This window comes from Kitasatospora sp. NPDC059327 (genome assembly GCF_042752535.1).
GTDB lineage: Bacteria > Actinomycetota > Actinomycetes > Streptomycetales > Streptomycetaceae > Kitasatospora.
Genome location: NZ_JBHYYB010000079.1, coordinates 23,688 through 42,479 on the forward strand (window position 1 = coordinate 23,688; position 18,792 = coordinate 42,479).

Below are 18,792 nucleotides of genomic sequence, written 5' to 3' on the forward strand. Positions count from 1 at the left end.
ACATCAGATCCTCCCGTGGCCGCCGGACCCCCGGTGATCGCCGGACCTCCCGCGGCCACCGGGACCGACGAGCGGAGACCGTGCGATGGCGCAGGCGCACCCGGCCGGCAGCGGTCCCGCGCACGACCCCGCGCGCCGCACCCGCGGTCCGGTCCGGGCGCTGCTCGCGATGCTGCTCACCGCGCTGGTGGTCGGCGGCGCCGTCCCCTACGTGGCCGGGCCGGGCCGGGCGTACCTGAGCTACCTGGTGCTGGCCGAGCGGGAGGACGCGGCCGGCGCCGCCGGCGCCGGCGCCGAGGCGCGCGCCGCCGGCGGCGCGGTCGTCCAGGAGTACCCGCAGATCGGCGCCGTCCTGGCCTACGCGGCCGGCGGCTTCGCGGACAAGGTCCGGGGCCGGCCCGGGGTGGCCGCGGTGGGTGCCACCAGGACCACCCCGGTACCGAGCCCGCCCCGCCCGCTGGACGGCGCGGGGAACTTCGGCGCGGGGGCCGGCGGTGACCGGGCGGTCGGCGACGGCGCGGACGACGCCACCGCCACCGTGGCCGACCCGGGCGAGCGCGACGCCTGGAACCTCGCGATGCTCGGCGCGGGCGGCGGCCCCCCCGGCGACGCCACGGCCGACCTGCTCCGCGGCCCCGTCGCGGCCCCCGGCACGCCCTCCGCCGACGCGATGCGCCGGGTGCTGGTCGCGGTGCTCGACTCCGGCGTCGACGACACCCATCCGGACCTGCGCGCCGCCGTCGATCCGAAGAGTTCCGCCTCCTGCGCGGACGGACGCCCGGACGCCCGGACCGGCGCCTGGCGGCCCGACCCCGGGGTCGGCGAGAGCGGCCACGGTACGCACGTCGCCGGGATCGTCGGCGCCGCCCGGGACGGCCACGGCGTCAGCGGGGTCGCCCCGGGGGCCCGGATCGCCGCCGTGCGGCTGCTCGGCCCGCTGGGGCAGTACTACGCGGAGAACATCGTCTGCGGCATGCTCTGGGCGGCCGACCACGGCGCCAAGGCGGTCAACAACAGCTACTTCGCCGACCCGTGGAAGTACAACTGCCCCGAGGACGCCGACCAGGCGGCCCTGACCGCCGCCGTCGCCCGGGCCGTCGACTACGCCCGGCGCAAGGGCGCGGTGGTGGTGGCCTCGGCCGGCAACGACGGGCAGGACCTCGGGGCCGCCCGCACCGACGACCGCAGTCCCAACGACCGCACCTCCGGCCCGGCCCGGACCCGCTACCTCGGCACCGAGTGCGTCCGGCTGCCCGGTGAACTGCCCGGCGTGGTCACGGTGACCGCCGTCAACCGGGACGGCCACCCCTCCGCGTACTCCAACTACGGGCGCGGAAGGGTCTCGCTGGCCGCGCCCGGCGGGGACCCGGACGGCGGCCCGCAGGGCGCGGTCGTCTCCGACTGGCCCGGCGGCCAGTACGCCGCGCTGGCCGGCACCTCGATGGCGGCGGCGCACGTCACCGGCGCGGTCGCGGTGGCCGCCGCGATCCACCCGGACTGGGGCTCGGACCGGCTCGCCACCCTGCTGGCCACGACCGCGGCCGCCGCCTGCCCGCCCGGCCCGTACGCCTGCGGCGACCGCCAGTACTACGGCGCGGGGACGCTGACGCTGCCGCACTGAGCGGGCACCGCCGGATCGGCGGAAAACCGGGTGACGGGCGGCGTGCGGTCGGCCAGGATCGGAGGATGACCGTCCACCTCACCACCGAGCGACTCGTCCTGCGCCGTTTCACCGCCGCCGATGTGGACCTGCTGGTGGAGCTGGACGCCGATCCCGAGGTGACGCGCTACCTCACCGGCGGCCGGGCCACCCCGCGCGAGGTGGTCGAGCGCGAACTGCTGCCGCTCTACTTCGACCACTACGAGCGGTACCGCGAGCTCGGCTGGTGGGCCGCCGAGGACCGGGCCGGCGGTGACTTCCTGGGCTGGTTCGAGTTCCGCCCGACGGACCGGCCGGACGGCGGCGAGGTCGAGCTCGGCTACCGGCTGCGCCGGCCGGCCTGGGGGCACGGCTACGCCACCGAGGGCGCGCGGGCACTGATCCACCGGGGCTTCACCGAGCTCGGTGTGCGCCGCGTGGTGGCGTACACGATGGCGGTCAACGCCGGCTCGCGGCGGGTGATGGAGAAGGCCGGCCTCCGCTATGTCCGGACCTTCCACGAGGACTACCCGGAGCCGATCCCCGGCACCGAGTCCGGGGAGGTCGAGTACGCCCTGGAGGCCGCCGGGTACGCGCCGGAGGCGGGCGGCCGGGAGCCCCGGAGCCCCGTCGGGGCCGGTCCGGGATACTGAAGGGCATGAGGCTGACCGAGTTCTGGCGACGGATGCACGCGCACTTCGGAGAGGCGTACGCGGAGTCGTTCGCGACCGATCACGTGATGAGCGAGCTGGGCGGGCGGACGGTGCGGCAGGCACTGGACGCGGGCTGGGAGGCCAAGGACGTCTGGCGGGTGGTCTGCGAGAGCCAGGGCGTGTCCGCGCTGCTGCGCTGAAGCCGTGCCCGGTGCTCAGGGGGGCGTCGGGCATGGGACAGACTGTCCGAGTGACAAGCAGCGCAGAACCGCAGAATTCGGACAGGTCGGCGCAGGCCGCCGACGAGGCCGCGGGCTCGCGGCCCGAACACCGGAAGGCATCCGACCGGGCTCCCGCCGCCGAGGCCGCCCCGGCCTCGGCCGAGGGGCCCTGGGGGGCCGGCATGCCGCGCTGGCTGCCCCGGGCCATGGTGCTGGCGCTGGTCATGGTCGGGCTGTTCCAGCTCGCCGACTGGGCCTTCCACCAGCTCATCGACCTCTTCGTGATGCTGCTGGTCTCCTTCTTCCTCTCGCTCGCGCTGGAGCCGGCCGTCGACCGGATGGCGGCGCGCGGGGTGCGCCGGGGTGTCGGCACCTTCCTGGTCTTCGTAGCGGTGGCGGTCGCGGTGGCCGGATTCCTCGCCGCGCTCGGCACCCTGCTGGTCGACCAGGTGGCGAAGATCGCGGGGGACCTGCCGCACCTGCTCGACAACCTGATCAACTGGATCAACCGGACCTTCCACCAGGACCTCTCGCTGGACGAGCTCCAGAAGAAGCTGCTCAAGGACTCCGGGGCGATCGAGACCTACGCCCAGCAGGCGGCCGACAATGTCTGGGGAGTCTCCTCGACCCTGATCGGCGGCCTCTTCCAGGCCTTCACGGTCGGTCTGTTCACCTTCTACTTCACCGCGGACGGTCCCCGGGTGCGGCGCACCGTCTGCTCGCTGCTGCCGCCCGCCAAGCAGGGCGAGGTGCTGCGGGCCTGGGAGATCGCGCTGGCCAAGACCGGCGGCTACCTGTACTCCCGGGCGCTGCTCGCCGTCGCCTCCGCGCTCGCGCACTGGGTGATGTTCGCGCTGCTGGACCTGCCGTACGCGGCGGCGCTGGCCGTCTGGGTCGGCGTCATGTCGCAGTTCGTGCCCACCATCGGGACGTATCTGGCCGGCGCGCTGCCGGTGCTGGTCGCGCTCACCGTGGAGCCGGTGGACGCGGTGTGGGTCCTGGTCTTCGTGGTCGTCTACCAGCAGATCGAGAACTACCTGCTGCACCCGCGGATCACCGCGAGGACGGTGGACGTGCACCCGGCGGTGGCCTTCGGCTCGGTGATCGCGGGCGCGGCGCTGCTCGGTGCGGTCGGTGCGCTGATCGCGATCCCGGCGGCCGCCACCCTGCAGGGCTTCGTCGGCACCTACGTGCGCCGGTACGAGGTGGCCACCGACCCGCGGATCGACCGGGGCGCCCAGCGGCGGGCCCGGCGGGAGCTGCGCCGGGAGGCGGCGCGCCGGCTGCGGCGGATGGTCGGCGCGGGGTCCGGCCAGGGCGGCGGCGCGGACCGGGGGCGGGACCGGGGGCGGGGCGGGGGCGGCGAGCGGTAGCCCGGGACGGTCGTCGCCGGGCCGGTCGAACGGCGTCGGTCGGGTGGTGCGAACGTCCGGGGCTTGAATCGAACAGATGTTCTTTGTACTCTCCGGCGAAGAGTTTTCCACAGGCCGAGCCCGGTCGGGGCCGATTGTCGGTGGGACGCGCTAGCGTCGAGAACGATGAAGCGCACAGCACAGAACCCGAGGGTGGAAGCCATGGCAGGTACGGACCGCGAGAAGGCTCTTGAGACCGCACTCGCCCAGATCGAGCGGCAGTTCGGCAAGGGCTCGGTGATGCGCCTCGGCGAGAAGGCCAACGAGCCGATCGAGGTGATCTCCACCGGGTCCACCGCCCTGGACGTCGCCCTCGGGGTCGGCGGTATCCCGCGCGGCCGCGTGGTCGAGATCTACGGCCCCGAGTCGTCCGGAAAGACCACGCTGACCCTGCACCTGGCGGCCAACGCCCAGCGGGCCGGCGGCACGGTCGCGTTCGTCGACGCGGAGCACGCGCTCGACCCCGAATACGCGAAGAAGCTCGGGGTGGACACCGACGCCCTGCTGGTCAGCCAGCCGGACACGGGTGAGCAGGCCCTGGAGATCACCGACATGCTGATCCGCTCCGGCGCGATCGACCTGGTGATCATCGACTCCGTCGCGGCGCTCGTCCCGCGTGCGGAGATCGAGGGTGAGATGGGTGACTCGCACGTCGGTCTGCAGGCCCGCCTGATGAGCCAGGCGCTGCGCAAGATCGCCGGTGCGCTGAACCAGTCGAACACCACCGCGGTGTTCATCAACCAGCTCCGCGAGAAGATCGGCGTGATGTTCGGCTCGCCGGAGACCACGACCGGTGGCCGCGCGCTGAAGTTCTACGCCTCCGTCCGACTCGACATCCGCCGGATCGAGACCCTGAAGGACGGCACCGAGGCGGTCGGTAACCGCACCCGTGTGAAGGTCGTCAAGAACAAGGTGGCCGCGCCGTTCAAGCAGGCCGAGTTCGACATCCTCTACGGCGTGGGCATCAGCCGCGAGGGCGGCCTGATCGACATGGGCGTCGAGCACGGGTTCATCCGCAAGTCGGGTGCCTGGTACACCTACGAGGGCGACCAGCTCGGCCAGGGCAAGGAGAACGCCCGTAACTTCCTGCGGGACAACCCGCAGCTCGCCGACGAGATCGAGGTGAAGATCAAGACCAAGCTCGGCATCGGCCCGAAGTCGGCGGAGCAGGCCGAGGGCGAGGCGCCGGCCGCCGCCGCTGCCGCTGCCGTGCCGGAGGGCGGGGTCAAGCCGATCACCGCGACCGCCACCAAGGCGGCCGCGGCGAAGAAGACGGCGGCGGCCGCCAAGGCCTGAACCGTTGATGCGGCACAACAGCGTGGTGGGCGGCGGCCCGACGGGCCCGGATGACGACGACTACGGCCCGCCGGACTGGTTCGCGGCGGCGGAGCCGGAGCCCGAGGATGAGGACTACGGCCCGCCGGACTGGTTCGCCGCGGTGGCGGAGCCGGAGCCCGAGGATGAGGACTACGGCCCGCCGGACTGGTTCGCCGCGGTGGCGGAGCCGGTGTCGGCGTCCGACCTGGACGCGGTGCCGGATCCGGTGCGCGAGCCGGGCCCGAAGCCGGGCAGGGCGCGGGGTCGGTCCGGCGGCGCGGGCGGCCGGGATCCCCTGGGTGACGGCGCGGTCGAGCTGGTGCCGGCCTCCGAGCTGCCCACAGGGCGGCGCCGACGGCGTTCGGCGCTGGTGGAAGAGGCGACCTCCGGCGACCGGGCCGGGGGAGGGGCGGCCGGTCACGGGGGTGCGGCCGCCCCCAGCTCCTTCACCGACCCGGGCGCGGACGACCGGCGCACCGAGCCGCGCGCCGGCCGGGGCGCGGGCGCCCGGCAGACCCGCACGCGCGCCCGGGAGCGCGCCGGGGGCGAAGGGCGTACGGGCGCCCGCGCGGTGAAGGCCGAGGAGTCGCTCGATCCGGAGGCCCGGGCGCGGGACATCTGTCTGCGCCTGCTCACCGGGGCCGCCAAGACCCGCAAGCAACTGGCCGACGCGCTGCGCAAACGGGAGATTCCCGACGAGGTCGCCGACGAGGTGCTGACCCGCCTGGAGGAGGTCGGGCTGATCGACGACGCGGCCTTCGCCCTGGCCTGGGTGGAATCCCGGCACGCCGTGCGCGGCCTCTCCCGGCGGGCGCTGGCCCAGGAGTTGCGGACCAAGGGAGTGGCCGGCGAGCTGGTCGAGCAGGCCGTCGCGCAGCTGGACCACGACGACGAGTCGGAGGCGGCCCGGGCCCTGGTCGAGCGCAAGCTGCGGGCGACCAGGGGGGTGGACCGGCAGGCCCGGACGCGCCGGTTGGTCGGGGTGCTGGCCCGGCGCGGCTACTCCGAGGGGCTGGCCTTCCGGGTGGTCCGGGAGGCCTTGGACGCGGAAGCGGCCGACGACGGTCCGGATGGAGAGGACGTGGACGGAGGATCCGCTTCCGGGTGGGAATGACGGCCCTCCGGTGTGGGTGTTGGCCAACTGCCTGGCCAGTCTTGACCGTTTCGTAACCTGCGCTTAGCCTCGCACTCAGTGCGGGAGCGCGTCGATCACTCCCCGGCCCGCCTCGGGCAGGCATGCCCGGGCCCGGTCGCGGTTGGTCCCGGGCCGCGCGCCGCGTGCCGCGCAGGACGGGGAGTGGGCAGGATGAGGATCGCGCTGAGCGCCGGACCGGTCGTCCCCCTGCTGTCGGTGGTGGTGTTGGTCGTGGTGGCGGCGGCCTGGCTGACGGTCGGACGACTGCGGCGGGCACAGCGGCGGGCCGCCGCCGAGACCGAGCGGGCCCGGCGCCGGGCCGAGGAGCAGTCCGCCCGGGTGCGGGCCGAACTCGACCGGCGTGAGGAACGGTTGACCGAGGAGCTGCGCCGACTCCGGGCCCGCGAGGGGGAACTCGACGACCGGTCGACCGCGTTGGCGCGGTCCCGGGTCGAGGTGGACGAGCTGGTGCGGCGCCGGGCGGCGGAGCTGGAGCGGGCCGCGGGGCTCTCGGCCTCCGAGGCCCGGGCCCAACTCGTCCGGGAGGCCGAGGCCGAGGCACGGCGGGAGTCGGCCGTGGTCGTCCGGGAGATCGAGCGGGCGGCCCGGGAGGAGGGCGAACAGCGGGCCCGGGAGATCGTCTCCGGGGCGATCCAGCGACTGGCGAGCGAGCAGACGGCCGAGACGGCGGTGTCGGTGTTCCGGCTGCCGAACGAGGAGATGAAGGGGCGGATCATCGGCCGGGAGGGCCGCAACATCCGGACCTTCGAGGCGGTCACCGGCGTCAATCTGATCATCGACGACACGCCGGCCTCGGTCCAGCTGTCCTGCTTCGATCCGGTCCGCCGGGAGACCGCCCGGCTCACGCTGGAGCACCTGGTCGAGGACGGCCGGATCCATCCGGTGCGGATCGAGGACGTTCACGAGCGCAGCCGGGCGGAGGTCGAGCGGCGCTGCGTCCGGGCGGGTGAGGACGCGCTGCTGTCGGCCAGGGTCGGCGGGATGCATCCGGAGCTGGTGCGCACCCTGGGCACCTTGCGCTACCGGGCCTCGTACGGGCAGAACGTGCTCGGACACCTGGTGGAGTCGGCCCATCTGGCCGGGATGATGGCCGCCGAGCTCGGGGTGGACCCGGAGCCGGTGCGCCGTTCGGCCCTGCTGCACGACATCGGCAAGGCGATGACGCACGAGGTCGAGGGGAGTCACGCGGCGATCGGGGCGGACTTCGCCCGCCGTCACGGCGAGTCGGCCGAGGTCGTGCACGCGATCGCGGCGCACCACGGCGAGGTGGAGCCGAGGACGGTCGAGGCGGTGCTGACCCAGGCGGCCGACGCCTGTTCGGGCGGCCGGCCGGGGGCGCGCAAGGAGTCGTTGGAGGTCTACGTCCGCCGGCTGGAGCGGCTGGAGGAGATCGCCCGGGCGCACGACGGGGTGGCCAAGGTGTACGCGATGCAGGCCGGCCGGGAGGTGCGGGTGATGGTGCGGCCGGAGGTGGTGGACGACCTCGGGGCGCAGGTGATCGCCCGCGAGGTCGCCAAGCAGGTGGCGGAGGAGCTGACCTATCCGGGTCAGATCCGGGTCACGGTGGTGCGGGAGAGCCGGGTCACCGAGGTGGCCCGCTAGGCGAGTCAGCCGGGTGCGCGGCCGTGCCGGAGACCGGCCTGGGCGCGCTCCCGGCGGCCGGCCGGGTGGCCGCGCCGCGAGCGGTGCCGGCGTCGGCCCCGGGGTCGGCCCCAGGGCCGGGGTCGGGGCCGGGACGACCGGGTTCCGGGTCGGGCTCGGCGGTGCCGGTCAGCGGTGGCGGCCCGCCCCGGGCGCGGTCGGCCAGCGCCTGGAGGTCCTCGGCCGCGGCACCCTGGGTGACGCCGACCAGGTGGCCGTCCGGCCGGATCAGCAGCACGGTGTGCGGCCCGGCCCCCGGGTACTCCTCGGTGACCAGGACCTCGGCCGGTACCGGCAGCGCGGCGGCGACCTCGGCCAGCCGGGGCATCAGTCCGGCGCCGAGCCAGTGTTCGGCGGACCAGACGGCGGTACCGGGGGCGACCAGCACCAGCAGGAAGCCGGCGCCGAGCCGGGCGCGCAACCGGTCGGGGGTGCCGTCGGTGGTGAGGACCGCGAGGTCCGGGACGAGTACGCCGGGCGCGGTCGCGGGCAGCAGTTCGCTGAGCGAGGTGGTGCCGCGCTGGCCGCGCTGCGCCGGGACCCGGCCGGGGACACCGCTGGGGGCCGCCGGATAGGCGGGAGCCCCGCCGAAGCGGCCGGTGCCGAGCTGGCCGTCGGAGAGCAGCGGCGCGTGCTTGCGGAACGAACCGGAGAGCAGGGAGCGCCGGGTGGCCTGCCACCCGCGCAGCGGGCGCAGCAGCGGCATGGCCTGGTCGACGGCGCGCAGCCGGGCGCCGACCGCGCCGCGCCGCTCGGCCTCGTACCCGTCGAGCAGCGAGCCACCGGGCTGGGGGCCGCCGGTGTGCAGGTGCCAGGCGAGGGCGAGCCGCCAGGCGAGGTTGTCGGCGTCCCGCAGACCGTCGGCGAGGTTCTGCATGCCGAGGGCGCCGTGCAGGTGGGCGGCGTCGCCGGCGAGGAAGCAGCGGCCGCTGCGGAAGCGGGCGGCGAGGCGCTGCTGGGCGGTGTGGTCGGCGGCGGCGAGCAGCTCGTACCGGGGGAGTTCGCCGCACCAGCCGGTGAGGGTCGAGGTGACCCGGGTGAGCAGGGTGTCGCCGGTGACGATGCCGGGCCAGGTGGCGTGCGGGTCGACCGGTTCGGTGGGGGCCGGCCGGCCGGGGGGCAGCCGCCAGTCGAGGCGCCAGACGCCGTCCGGCAGCGGGCGGGCGGAGGCCTCGCGGTCGCCGCGCCACGGCGGCTCGCGGTGCAGCCGGGCCTCGGTGAAGGGGAGGTCGACCCGGACGGTGGCGATGGCGTTGCGGTCGACGGCCGGCCGCCCGGGGAAGCGGATCTTCAGCAGCTTCCGGACGGCGGAGCGGGCGCCGTCGCAGCCGACCAGGTGGCTGCCGCGCCACCAGGTCTCGGTGCCGTTCTGCGGGTTGCGGGTGCGGACGCTGACGCCGTCGCGGTCCTGGGTGAGTTCGGTGACGCGGCTCAGCGGGACGAGCCGCACCAGCGGGGTCCCGGTCAGGGCGTCGCGCAGGCCGCGCTGGAGGCGGTGCTGGGGCAGGTGGAGGACGGGGGCGTCGGCCAGGTCGATCCGCAGCACCTCCTGGCGGCGGCGCCAGATGGTGAAGGCCTCCCACCGGGCGGCGTCCGAGACGGCCCGCGGGTAGCCGATCCGGGTCAGGAAGGCGGCGGTGTCGGCGCCGAGGACGACGCTGCGCGGGCCCTCGGGGCAGAGCCCGGAGCCCTCGTCCAGGACGACGGTCGGCACCTCGTGCCGGGCGAGCGCGAGGGCCAGGGCCAGACCGACCGGTCCGGCCCCGACCACGATCACCGGGTCCATGCCGGGCCCTCCGGGCCGTGGCCGGTCGGCCGGGTGGAGCCGCGGACCTCCGGGGCCGGGCAGGCCGACGAGGGGGCGTCATATGCCGCGAGGATGGTCCCGGATGGTGTCACGAAGAGCAATGCAACAGTTCGCCTGCGTGTCCGTCAAGCAGCAGCCGATGTGCGCCGGTTCGCGCCGCGGCGGCCGCGTGCCTCGATCCACCGGGCGAGCGCGGTGAGCAGCAGGCACATCACGATGTAGATGGGCCCGATCACCAGCACCACGGGGATGTAGGGGAAGCCCGCGGCGTTGATCGGCTGACTGGCGATCGCCTTACCGACGAACAGCAGCTCATGGTAGGTGATGATGAAGCCCAGCGAGGTGTCCTTGAGGGTGACGACCAGCTGGCCGATCATCGAGGGCAGCATCGAGCGGACCGCCTGCGGCACCAGGATGGTGGTCATCACCTGGGTCTTGCGCAGGCCGAGCGCGAACGCGGCCTCACCCTGTCCGCGCGGCACCGCGTTGACGCCGCTGCGGATGATCTCCGCCTGGACGGACCCGTTGTAGAGGGAGAGCCCCAGCACCAGGGCCCACATCGGTTGCTTGGCGAAGAAGGCGTAGTAGAGGGCGACGATCAGGATGAGCAGCGGCATCGCCCGGAAGAACTGGACGAAGGAGACGGCCGCCCAGCGCACCGGCTTGTGGTCGGAGAGCTGCCCGGCCGCCAGCAGCGCGCCGAGGCCCAGCGAGAAGACCGCGGCCAGCCCGAAGGCCTCCAGGGTGGCCAGCAGGCCGTCGACGATCCGCTGCTGGATGTTGGTGTACTGGAAGGCATCCCACAGCTCGGCGTCGAACTGGCCGTTGGAGGCCAGACTGGCGATCGCGTACCAGAGCAGTCCGGCGATCGCGAGCAGCGACAGCACCCCGAACAGGCGGTAGCGTGCGCGGGCGCGCGGGCCGGGGGCGTCGTAGAGGACGCTGGCCGTGGCGGAGCGGGTGAAGAGGGAGTTCATGCGCCCGCCTCGCTTCGCTCGGCGGTGGCCTGTGCCAGCGCGCGGCTGTCCATGATTCGTTCGCTTCGCTCTCTCATCGGGCCACCGCCAGTCGGTCTTCCAGGAAGCGGAACAGCAGGGCGACGGCGGCGCTGATCACCAGATAGGCGCACGCCACCCAGAAGAAGATCGCGAAGATCGAGTAGCCGTCCTCGGAGAACCCCTGCTGGACGCTGTACAGCTCGCTGACGCTGAACGCGCCGGCGATCGCCGAGTTCCTCGGCAGGGCGATGAAGACGCTGCTCATCGGTGCCAGCACCGTCCTGGCCGCCTGCGGCAGGACGATCGTGGTGAGGGTCTGACCGAAGGTCAGGCCGAGGCTGCGGGCGGCCTCGGCCTGACCGAGCGGCACGGTGTTGATGCCCGAGCGCAGCACCTCGCAGACGAACGACGCCGTGTAGCTGCCGAGCGCCAGCACCGCGAAGGTGAGGTGGCTGAAGTGCACGCCGAGCGGCGGGAGCCCGAACGTCACGGCGAAGAACAGCACGGTCAGCGGGGTGTTGCGGAAGATCGTGACCCAGCCGGTGCCGAAGCCGCGCAGCGCCGGTATGGGGGAGACCCGGAAGGCCGCCAGCAGGGTGCCCAGCAGCAGGGCGAGCAGTGCGCTGAGCGCGCTCAGCTCGATCGTCTGCAGGAAGCCGTCGCGGAACAGCGCGAAGTTGCCGTCCTCGAACAGGAAACCCATCCGGCGGCCCTCCTCTCAGAATTGGTCAGCAGCGGTTCGGTCGGGAGATCAGTACCGCTCCAGGGCCGGCGGCTGCGGGGCCGGGGCGCCGGAGAGGCCGAGGGTGGCGTCGTACGCCTTCTTCCAGTCGCCGTTGTCCTGGTGGGCCTTGAGGGCGTCGCTGATGGCGCCGCGCAGCGCGGCGTCGTCCTTGTTCAGCCCGACGCCGTAGTTCTCCTTGGTGAACGGCTTGCCGACCACCGTGAGCTTGCCCGCGTACTTGGAGGCGTAGCCCTTGAGGATCGCGTCGTCGGTGGTGACGGCGTCGACCTCGCCCGACATCAGCTTCTCGACGCAGGCCGAGTAGGTGTCGAACTGGGTGATCTTCGGCGAGTACTGCTGGATGTTCTTGATCGAGGTGGAGCCGGTGGCGGTGCAGACGTTCTTGCCGTTCACCGACTCCGGGCCGGTGATCGAGGTGTTGTCCTTCTTGACCAGGAAGTCCTGGCCGGCGATGAAGTACGGGCCGGCGAAGGAGACCGTCTTCTTGCGCTCGTCGTTGATGCTGTACGTGCCGACGTAGAAGTCGATCTGACCCTTGGAGATCGCGGGCTCGCGCTGCGAGGAGACCAGGGTCTGCCACTTGATCTGCTGCGGGGTGAAGCCGAGGTCCGCGGCGATCATCTTGGCAATCTCGATGTCGAAGCCGCTGCGGTCGCCGCTGGCGAGGTCCTCGAAGCCGAGGAACGGCTGGTCGGACTTGGCGCCGATGATCAGCTGACCGCGCTTCTTGGCCTCGGTGAAGATCGCCGAGTCCACCTTGGCGTCGGTCTTGACGGTGTAGGTGGGGAGCTTGGGGGCGGTGCTGCCGCTGGCGGCGGTGTCGGCGCCGGGCGTGCCGTCCTTGCCACAGGCGGTGGCGGTGAGCGCGATGGCACAGAGCGCGACGGCGAAGGTGCGACGAGTCCTCATGAGGGTGCTTCTCCTCGGGGCTGGGCCACGGTTCAACCGGGCTCTGGCGGCAGGAAGGTGGCCGGGCGGACGGGATCGGCGGCGGTGTCGCCGTCGCCGACCGGTGGTCCGCCCGGGAAGGTCGGGGAGGGGGACGGTCAGTGGTGCAGGATCTTCGAGAGGAAGTCCTTCGCGCGGTCGCTGCGCGGCGCGGTGAAGAAGGCCTCGGGGGTGTTCTGCTCGACGATCCGGCCGTCCGCCATGAACAGCACGCGGTTGGCGGCGGAGCGGGCGAAGCCCATCTCGTGGGTGACGACGACCATCGTCATGCCGTCGGCGGCCAGTTGGCGCATGACCTCCAGCACCTCGTTGATCATCTCCGGGTCGAGCGCCGAGGTGGGCTCGTCGAAGAGCATCACCTTCGGGTTCATCGCCAGTGCCCGGGCGATCGCGACGCGCTGCTGCTGGCCGCCGGAGAGCTGGGCCGGGAACTTCGCCGCCTGTGCGCCGACGCCCACCCGGTCCAGTAGTTCCCGGGCGGTCCGCACCGCCTGCTCGCGGGCGGTCCCGCGCACCTTGACCTGGCCGAGCACCACGTTCTCCAGCACGGTCTTGTGCGCGAAGAGGTTGAAGCTCTGGAACACCATGCCGACCTCGGCGCGGAGCCGGGCCAGCTCGCGGCCCTCGGCGGGCAGCGGCCGGCCGTCGATGGTGATGGTGCCGGAGTCGATGGTCTCCAGCCGGTTGATCGTCCGGCAGAGCGTGGACTTGCCCGAGCCGGAGGGGCCGATCAGCACCACCACCTCGCCCTGGGCGATCTCCAGATCGATGTCCTGGAGGACGTGCAGTGCGCCGAAGTGCTTGTTCACTCCGCGCAGTGCCACCAGCGGAGCGGTCGCGGCGCTGGAGTCCTTGATCAGGCTCTCGGTCATCGCGCCTGCTCCTCGTGTCGGCCCGGGGGAGTCGAACTCCCTTGGGCGGCAGTGATGGTAGGAACCGGGGGCCTCGGCCGGCGGAGCCTCGGCCCCCGGTGGGGTGACCATAGGAGCCATGGCGATGTCACGTCAGCCGATCTGAGCGGAACTTGAGGATCACGATCCGGCCACACGCGGCGCAAGCGCCGTTCACACCGGGAAATCAGGGGCACCGTGACAGCGGGCACCCGGACCGCCGCGCGCCGTCCCCGGAGGTCCCGCGGCGTGGCCGACCCTGGCGTCCGGCGCTCCGCTGGCCCATACTGCGCAGGACCGGGACCTGCCCGGTGGGGCCCGTGAACATCACGCGACACCCCGGGGAACGTCGGGGGGAGGAGGAACGATGCGACTGCTGCTCGTCGAGGACGACGAACGTGTGGCCGCCGCACTGGTCGCGGTCCTGGGCCGGCACGGCTTCCAGGTCCGGCACGCCCGCAGCGGGCACGAGGCGCTCGACGCGCTGGTGCCGGACGGCAACGACCCGTACCGGGTGGTCCTGCTCGACCTCGGCCTGCCCGACCGCGACGGCTTCGAGGTCTGCAGCCGCATCCGGGCCGGCAGCGGCGTGCCCGTGATCATGGTGACCGCGCGCGCCGACATCCGTTCCCGGATCCACGGCCTCAACCTCGGCGCCGACGACTACGTCACCAAGCCCTACGACATGGGTGAGCTGCTCGCCCGGATCCACGCCGTGGCCCGGCGCGGCGCGGCGCCCGCCGCCGTCGCGGCCCCCGCGCCCGACGTCGTGCCGCAGCAGCGCGGGCCGCTGGACTCCCGCGGCATCCGGATCGACCGCGAGCGCCGCCGGGTCAGCGTGGACGGCCGGGACGTCCCGCTCACCCGCAAGGAGTTCGACCTGCTGGCGCTGCTCGCGCAGAGCCCCGGTGTGGTCTACCGCCGCGAGCAGATCTTCAGCGAGGTCTGGCGCAGCGGCTGGGAGGGCAACGGCCGCACCCTGGAGGTACACATCGGCTCGCTGCGCACCAAGCTCGCCCTGCCCGGACTGGTCGAGGCCGTCCGGGGGGTCGGCTACCGGCTGATCCCCGAGTGCCCGGCCGCCGATCCCGCTGCCGCACCGGTCGCGGCCCCGGCCGTCGCTCCGGCCGCCGCGGAGGCTCCCCAGGCCCGCGCGGAGCACTGACCGCACGTGCGTACCCGCCTGCTCGGCATTCTGCTCGCCCTGATGCTCTGCGTACTGGCCGCCCTCGGGCTGCCGCTGGCCGCGGCGGTCGCGGCCGCCGAGCAGAGCCGGGTGGTGGTCGACCGGCTCGACGACGCGGCCCGGTTCGCCCAGGACCTGCCCACCGCCGGCGTCTCCGGGATGGAGTCGGCCGTCAAGGGCGATCCGCAGCCCGCCCCCGGCGACCTCAGCCGCCGGCACGCGCTGGACGCCGAGGTGGCGCGCTACCACGACCTCTACGGCGTGCGGCTGGGCATCTTCCAGCGCGACGGCCTGCCGATCGCCACCGCCCCCGAGAACTGGCGGGTACCCGTCGGAGGCTGGGGCGAGCAGGCCTTCCAGGAGGCGCTGGACGGACGGCGCAGCCACAACCCGCCGCAGGTCTGGCCGTGGACCGCCGACCGGACCCTGACCGTCGCGACCCCGGTGGTCCGCGACGGCGACGTGGTCGCGGTGGTGCTCAGCGAGTCCCCGACCGGTGGGATGCGCACCCGGGTCCTGCACCGCTGGCTGGTGATCGGGGCCGGCGAGGCCGCCGCGATGATCGTCGCGGTGCTGCTGGCCGTCCGGCTCACCGAGTGGGTGCTGCGCCCCGTCCGGACCCTGGACCGGGCCACCCACGACATCGCCACCGGGCGGATGAACGCCCGGGTGGCCCCCGGCGGCGGGCCGCCCGAGCTGCAGCGCCTGGCCCGTTCGTTCAACGACATGGCCGACCACGTCGTGCTCGCCCTGGACCAGCAGAAGGCCTTCGTCGCGGACGCCTCGCACCAGCTGCGCAACCCGTTGGCGGCGCTGCTGCTGCGGGTCGAGCTGCTGGGCCTGGAACTGCCCGAGGGGCACGACGAGGAGCTCGGCGCGGTCCGGGAGGAGGGCGTCCGGCTGGCCCGGGTGCTGGACGACCTGCTGGGGCTGGCCACCGCCGAGCACGCCCGCCCCGAACCGGAGCCGACCGACCTCGCCGCGCTCACCCTGGGCCGGGCGGACGCCTGGCGGCAGGTGGCCCGCCAGCGCGGGATCGAGCTCGGCTGGGAGGGTCCGGCCCTCGCGCTGGGCATGGCCGACCCGATCGGCTTCGGCAGCGCCCTGGACGCGGTGATCGACAACGCGCTGAAGTTCGGCCCGGCCGGCAGCCGGGTGCGGCTGCTGGTCGCGGTGCGGCGCGAGGAGGTCGCGGTGACCGTCTCGGACGCCGGGCCCGGGCTGACCGAGGAGGAGCTGGCCCGGGCCGGGGACCGGTTCTGGCGCAGTGCGCGGCACCAGAACGTGGACGGCTCGGGCCTCGGGCTCTCGATCGCCCGCACGCTGCTGCTCGCCGCCGGCGGCTCGCTCACCTTCGCCCCCGTGCGGCCGACCGGGCTCGCGGTGACCCTGGCGGTGCCGCGGGCGGGGAAGAGGCACTGAGGCCGTTCGGCCGGCTCAGGGCTCTACGGCCCCAGGGTTTCAGGGTCCAGGGTTTCAGGGCTTCTGGGCTTCACGGCGTCAGGGCTTCACCGAGCGGTAGTAGCGCATCGCACCCTCGTGCAGCGGGAGCGGGTCGGTGTAGACGGCGGTGCGCAGGTCCACCAGCTGGGCGGCGTGCACCTGGGAGCCGATCTGGTCGCGGCTGTCTATCACCGCCCGGGTCATGCCCTGGACCAGGTCGGTGTCCACGTCCTCCCGGGTGATCAGCAGGTTGGGCACGGCCACGGTGGCGACGGCGTCCTTGGGCTCGGCGTTGGGGTAGGTGCCCTTCGGCATGGTGGCGGCCCGGTAGGCGTCGGTGCCGCCGCCCTCGATCTTGTGCACGGCCTCGGCGAGGTCGCCGAGCGGCACGACCCTGATCGCGATGTGGTCCGACAGGTCCGTCAGCGCGTTGGTCGGCAGCCCGCCGGACCAGAAGAAGGCGTCCAGCTTGCCGGCCCGCAGCTGGTCCGCCGCGTCGCCGACGCCCAGCATGACCGGCGTGATGTCGCGGTCCGGGTCGAGGCCGGCCGAGGAGAGCAGCCGCTTGGTCACCAGGTTCACCCCGGACAGGGCCTGCCCGACACCGACCCGCTTGCCCTTGAGGTCGGCGGTCCGGCGTACCGGCGAGCCGGCCGGGACGATCAGCTGGAGGTAGTCGTCGTAGAGCCGGGCGATGGCCCGCAGCCGGTCCTTGCCGGGGCCGGAGTACTCGGCGACGGCGTCGGCGGTGGCGATCGCGAAGTCGTCCTGGCCGCTGGTGACCCGGGCCAGGTTGTCGATCGAGCCCTGCGAGTTGTCCAGTCGCAGGCGCACTCCCGGCATCGCCTTGGCCACATGGGCCTGCAGCAGCTGCCCGTACCGGTCGTACACACCGCGCTGGACCCCGGTCGCGAAGCCGGTCTCGCCGCGCGGGTAGCCGGACGTGCGGCCCGCCGAGAGCCACCAGCCGCCGAACCCGGCCAGCACCAGCACCAGGACCAGCAGCGTCCGCCACAGCGGGCTGCGGGCGGCCGCGCGGAGGGCGGTGCCGGTGCGGGGAGCGGGGGAGGGGGCCATGCAGGGATAGTGCCAGGCGCGGGCGGCGAACGGGAGGGGCGGCGGCCGCGGACCGGTCACCCGGCGGGGAAAAGCCTTTCGCGGGTGCCCGTACCCTGGTCGGGTGAGCGGTGAGAGCGGATTGAAGAGCTACAAGGTCGTCACGTACGGCTGCCAGATGAACGTCCACGACTCCGAGCGGCTTTCCGGGCTGCTGGAGGACGCCGGGTACGTGAAGGCAGGGCAGGACGGCGACCCGGACCTGGTCGTGTTCAACACCTGCGCGGTGCGCGAGAACGCCGACAACAAGTTGTACGGCAACCTCGGGCAGCTGGCGCCGGTGAAGAGCCGCCACCAGGGCATGCAGATCGCCGTCGGCGGCTGCCTGGCGCAGAAGGACCGCGACACCATCGTCCGGAAGGCCCCCTGGGTCGACGTGGTGTTCGGGACCCACAACATCGGGCACCTGCCCGCGCTGCTGGAGCGGGCCGCGGTCGAGCGCAAGGCCCAGGTCGAGATCCTGGAGTCGCTGGAGACCTTCCCGTCCACGCTGCCCACCCGCCGCGAGTCCGCGTACGCCGCGTGGGTGGCCATCTCGGTCGGCTGCAACAACACCTGCACCTTCTGCATCGTGCCCGCGCTGCGCGGCAAGGAGGAGGACCGCCGCCCCGGTGACGTCCTCGCCGAGATCGAGGCGCTGGTCGACGAGGGCGTCATCGAGGTCACCCTGCTGGGCCAGAACGTCAACGCCTACGGCTCCGACCTGGGCGACCGGGAGGCCTTCTCGAAGCTGCTGCGCGCCGCCGGGCAGATCGAGGGCCTGGAGCGGATCCGGTTCACCTCGCCGCACCCCCGCGACTTCACCGACGACGTGATCGCCGCGATGGCCGAGACCCCGAACGTGATGCACCAGCTGCACATGCCGCTGCAGTCCGGCTCGGACACCGTGCTCAAGGCGATGCGGCGCTCGTACCGGCAGGAGCGCTTCCTCGGGATCATCCGGAAGGTGCGCGAGGCGATGCCCGACGCGGCCATCTCCACCGACATCATCGTGGGCTTCCCCGGCGAGACCGAGGAGGACTTCGAGCAGACCATGCACACCGTGCGCGAGGCCCGTTTCACCAACGCCTTCACCTTCCAGTACTCCAAGCGCCCCGGCACCCCGGCCGCCGAGATGGCGGACCAGGTGCCGAAGGCCGTCGTGCAGGCCCGCTACGACCGGCTGATCGCGCTCCAGGAGGAGATCTCCTGGGAGGAGAACAAGAAGCAGGTCGGACGCACCCTGGAGATCCTGGTCGCCAAGGGCGAGGGCAAGAAGGACGACCGGACCGACCGGCTCTCCGGCCGCGCCCCTGACAACCGGCTGGTGCACTTCACCCGGCCCGCCGAGCCGGTGCGCCCGGGCGACATGGTGACCGTCGAGATCACCTACGCCGCCCCGCACCACCTGCTGGCCGAGGGCCCGACCCTCGCGGTGCGCCGCACCCGGGCCGGCGACGCCTGGGAGAAGCGCGAGGCCGCCCCGGCCGCGAAGCCGGCCGGCGTGATGCTCGGCCTGCCGACCGTGGGCGCGCCGGCGCCGGTGGCCGCCCCCGCGGCGGGCGGCTGCTGCGGCGACTGACCGTCGTCCTTCGGCGGGCCGGCGGGGGGGGGCCCCCCCCCCCCCCCCCCCCCCCCCCC

The 18,792-nt window shown here is 73.7% G+C and carries 16 protein-coding genes; 10 read left to right on the plus strand and 6 right to left on the minus strand.

Going from position 1 to position 18,792, the window contains the following annotated elements:
* Nucleotides 1-85: 85 nt before the first annotated feature.
* The 7 genes from ACFXHB_RS33650 to rny all read left to right on the plus strand — a co-directional run bounded on the left by ACFXHB_RS33650 (nucleotide 86) and on the right by rny (nucleotide 8,000).
* Nucleotides 86-1,621, plus strand: coding sequence for a S8 family serine peptidase (locus ACFXHB_RS33650; RefSeq protein WP_380578812.1), 1,536 nt, complete (start codon nucleotides 86-88; stop codon nucleotides 1,619-1,621).
* A 65-nt stretch (nucleotides 1,622-1,686) separates the two neighbouring features.
* The gene (locus ACFXHB_RS33655) at nucleotides 1,687-2,292 is read left to right on the plus strand and encodes a GNAT family N-acetyltransferase (RefSeq protein ID WP_380578814.1); all 606 of its coding nucleotides are present in this window, start codon (nucleotides 1,687-1,689) and stop codon (nucleotides 2,290-2,292) included.
* A 5-nt stretch (nucleotides 2,293-2,297) separates the two neighbouring features.
* On the plus strand, nucleotides 2,298-2,492 hold the full coding sequence (locus tag ACFXHB_RS33660; RefSeq protein WP_380578816.1) for a DUF3046 domain-containing protein: 195 nt from the start codon (nucleotides 2,298-2,300) through the stop codon (nucleotides 2,490-2,492).
* 50 nt (nucleotides 2,493-2,542) lie between these two features.
* Nucleotides 2,543-3,886 (plus strand): AI-2E family transporter, encoded by a 1,344-nt coding sequence (locus ACFXHB_RS33665; RefSeq protein WP_380578818.1) that lies wholly within the window; start codon nucleotides 2,543-2,545, stop codon nucleotides 3,884-3,886.
* 201 nt (nucleotides 3,887-4,087) lie between these two features.
* Nucleotides 4,088-5,221 (plus strand): recombinase RecA, encoded by a 1,134-nt coding sequence (gene recA / locus ACFXHB_RS33670; RefSeq protein WP_380578820.1) that lies wholly within the window; start codon nucleotides 4,088-4,090, stop codon nucleotides 5,219-5,221.
* A 7-nt stretch (nucleotides 5,222-5,228) separates the two neighbouring features.
* Nucleotides 5,229-6,356 carry a regulatory protein RecX gene (locus ACFXHB_RS33675; RefSeq protein WP_380578823.1) on the plus strand — a complete coding sequence of 376 codons (1,128 nt, stop codon included), beginning with the start codon at nucleotides 5,229-5,231 and terminating at the stop codon, nucleotides 6,354-6,356.
* 192 nt (nucleotides 6,357-6,548) lie between these two features.
* On the plus strand, nucleotides 6,549-8,000 hold the full coding sequence (gene rny, locus ACFXHB_RS33680; protein WP_380578825.1) for a ribonuclease Y: 1,452 nt from the start codon (nucleotides 6,549-6,551) through the stop codon (nucleotides 7,998-8,000).
* Here rny and ACFXHB_RS33685 read toward each other — a convergent pair.
* The 5 genes from ACFXHB_RS33685 to ACFXHB_RS33705 all read right to left on the minus strand — a co-directional run bounded on the left by ACFXHB_RS33685 (nucleotide 7,981) and on the right by ACFXHB_RS33705 (nucleotide 13,409).
* A complete protein-coding gene (locus tag ACFXHB_RS33685; protein WP_380578827.1) occupies nucleotides 7,981-9,825 on the minus strand; it encodes an FAD-dependent monooxygenase in 1,845 nt (614 codons plus the stop codon). The two genes, rny and ACFXHB_RS33685, sit on opposite strands and share 20 nt — an antisense overlap.
* A 146-nt stretch (nucleotides 9,826-9,971) precedes the next feature.
* The gene (locus ACFXHB_RS33690; protein ID WP_380578829.1) at nucleotides 9,972-10,823 is read right to left on the minus strand and encodes an amino acid ABC transporter permease; all 852 of its coding nucleotides are present in this window, start codon (nucleotides 10,821-10,823) and stop codon (nucleotides 9,972-9,974) included.
* Between the two features lie 73 nt (nucleotides 10,824-10,896).
* A complete protein-coding gene (locus ACFXHB_RS33695; protein ID WP_380578831.1) occupies nucleotides 10,897-11,547 on the minus strand; it encodes an amino acid ABC transporter permease in 651 nt (216 codons plus the stop codon).
* A 48-nt stretch (nucleotides 11,548-11,595) separates the two neighbouring features.
* On the minus strand, nucleotides 11,596-12,498 hold the full coding sequence (locus ACFXHB_RS33700) for a glutamate ABC transporter substrate-binding protein (RefSeq protein ID WP_380578833.1): 903 nt from the start codon (nucleotides 12,496-12,498) through the stop codon (nucleotides 11,596-11,598).
* Nucleotides 12,499-12,635: 137 nt separating this feature from the next.
* Nucleotides 12,636-13,409, minus strand: coding sequence for an amino acid ABC transporter ATP-binding protein (locus tag ACFXHB_RS33705; RefSeq protein ID WP_380578835.1), 774 nt, complete (start codon nucleotides 13,407-13,409; stop codon nucleotides 12,636-12,638).
* Nucleotides 13,410-13,794: 385 nt separating this feature from the next.
* Between ACFXHB_RS33705 and ACFXHB_RS33710 the strand changes: the two genes are divergently transcribed.
* Nucleotides 13,795-14,592 (plus strand): response regulator transcription factor, encoded by a 798-nt coding sequence (locus ACFXHB_RS33710; protein WP_380578837.1) that lies wholly within the window; start codon nucleotides 13,795-13,797, stop codon nucleotides 14,590-14,592.
* A gap of 6 nt (nucleotides 14,593-14,598) precedes the next feature.
* Entirely contained in the window at nucleotides 14,599-16,035 is a 1,437-nt protein-coding gene (locus ACFXHB_RS33715) for a sensor histidine kinase (RefSeq protein WP_380578839.1), read from the plus strand.
* A 78-nt stretch (nucleotides 16,036-16,113) separates the two neighbouring features.
* Here ACFXHB_RS33715 and ACFXHB_RS33720 read toward each other — a convergent pair whose 3' ends face one another.
* Nucleotides 16,114-17,133: a TAXI family TRAP transporter solute-binding subunit gene (locus tag ACFXHB_RS33720; RefSeq protein WP_380578841.1), complete on the minus strand. Its 1,020-nt coding sequence runs from the start codon at nucleotides 17,131-17,133 to the stop codon at nucleotides 16,114-16,116.
* A 103-nt stretch (nucleotides 17,134-17,236) separates the two neighbouring features.
* On the opposite strand from ACFXHB_RS33720, the gene miaB reads away from it, so the two are divergent.
* Nucleotides 17,237-18,733: a tRNA (N6-isopentenyl adenosine(37)-C2)-methylthiotransferase MiaB gene (gene miaB / locus ACFXHB_RS33725; protein WP_380578843.1), complete on the plus strand. Its 1,497-nt coding sequence runs from the start codon at nucleotides 17,237-17,239 to the stop codon at nucleotides 18,731-18,733.
* Nucleotides 18,734-18,792 lie beyond the last annotated feature (59 nt).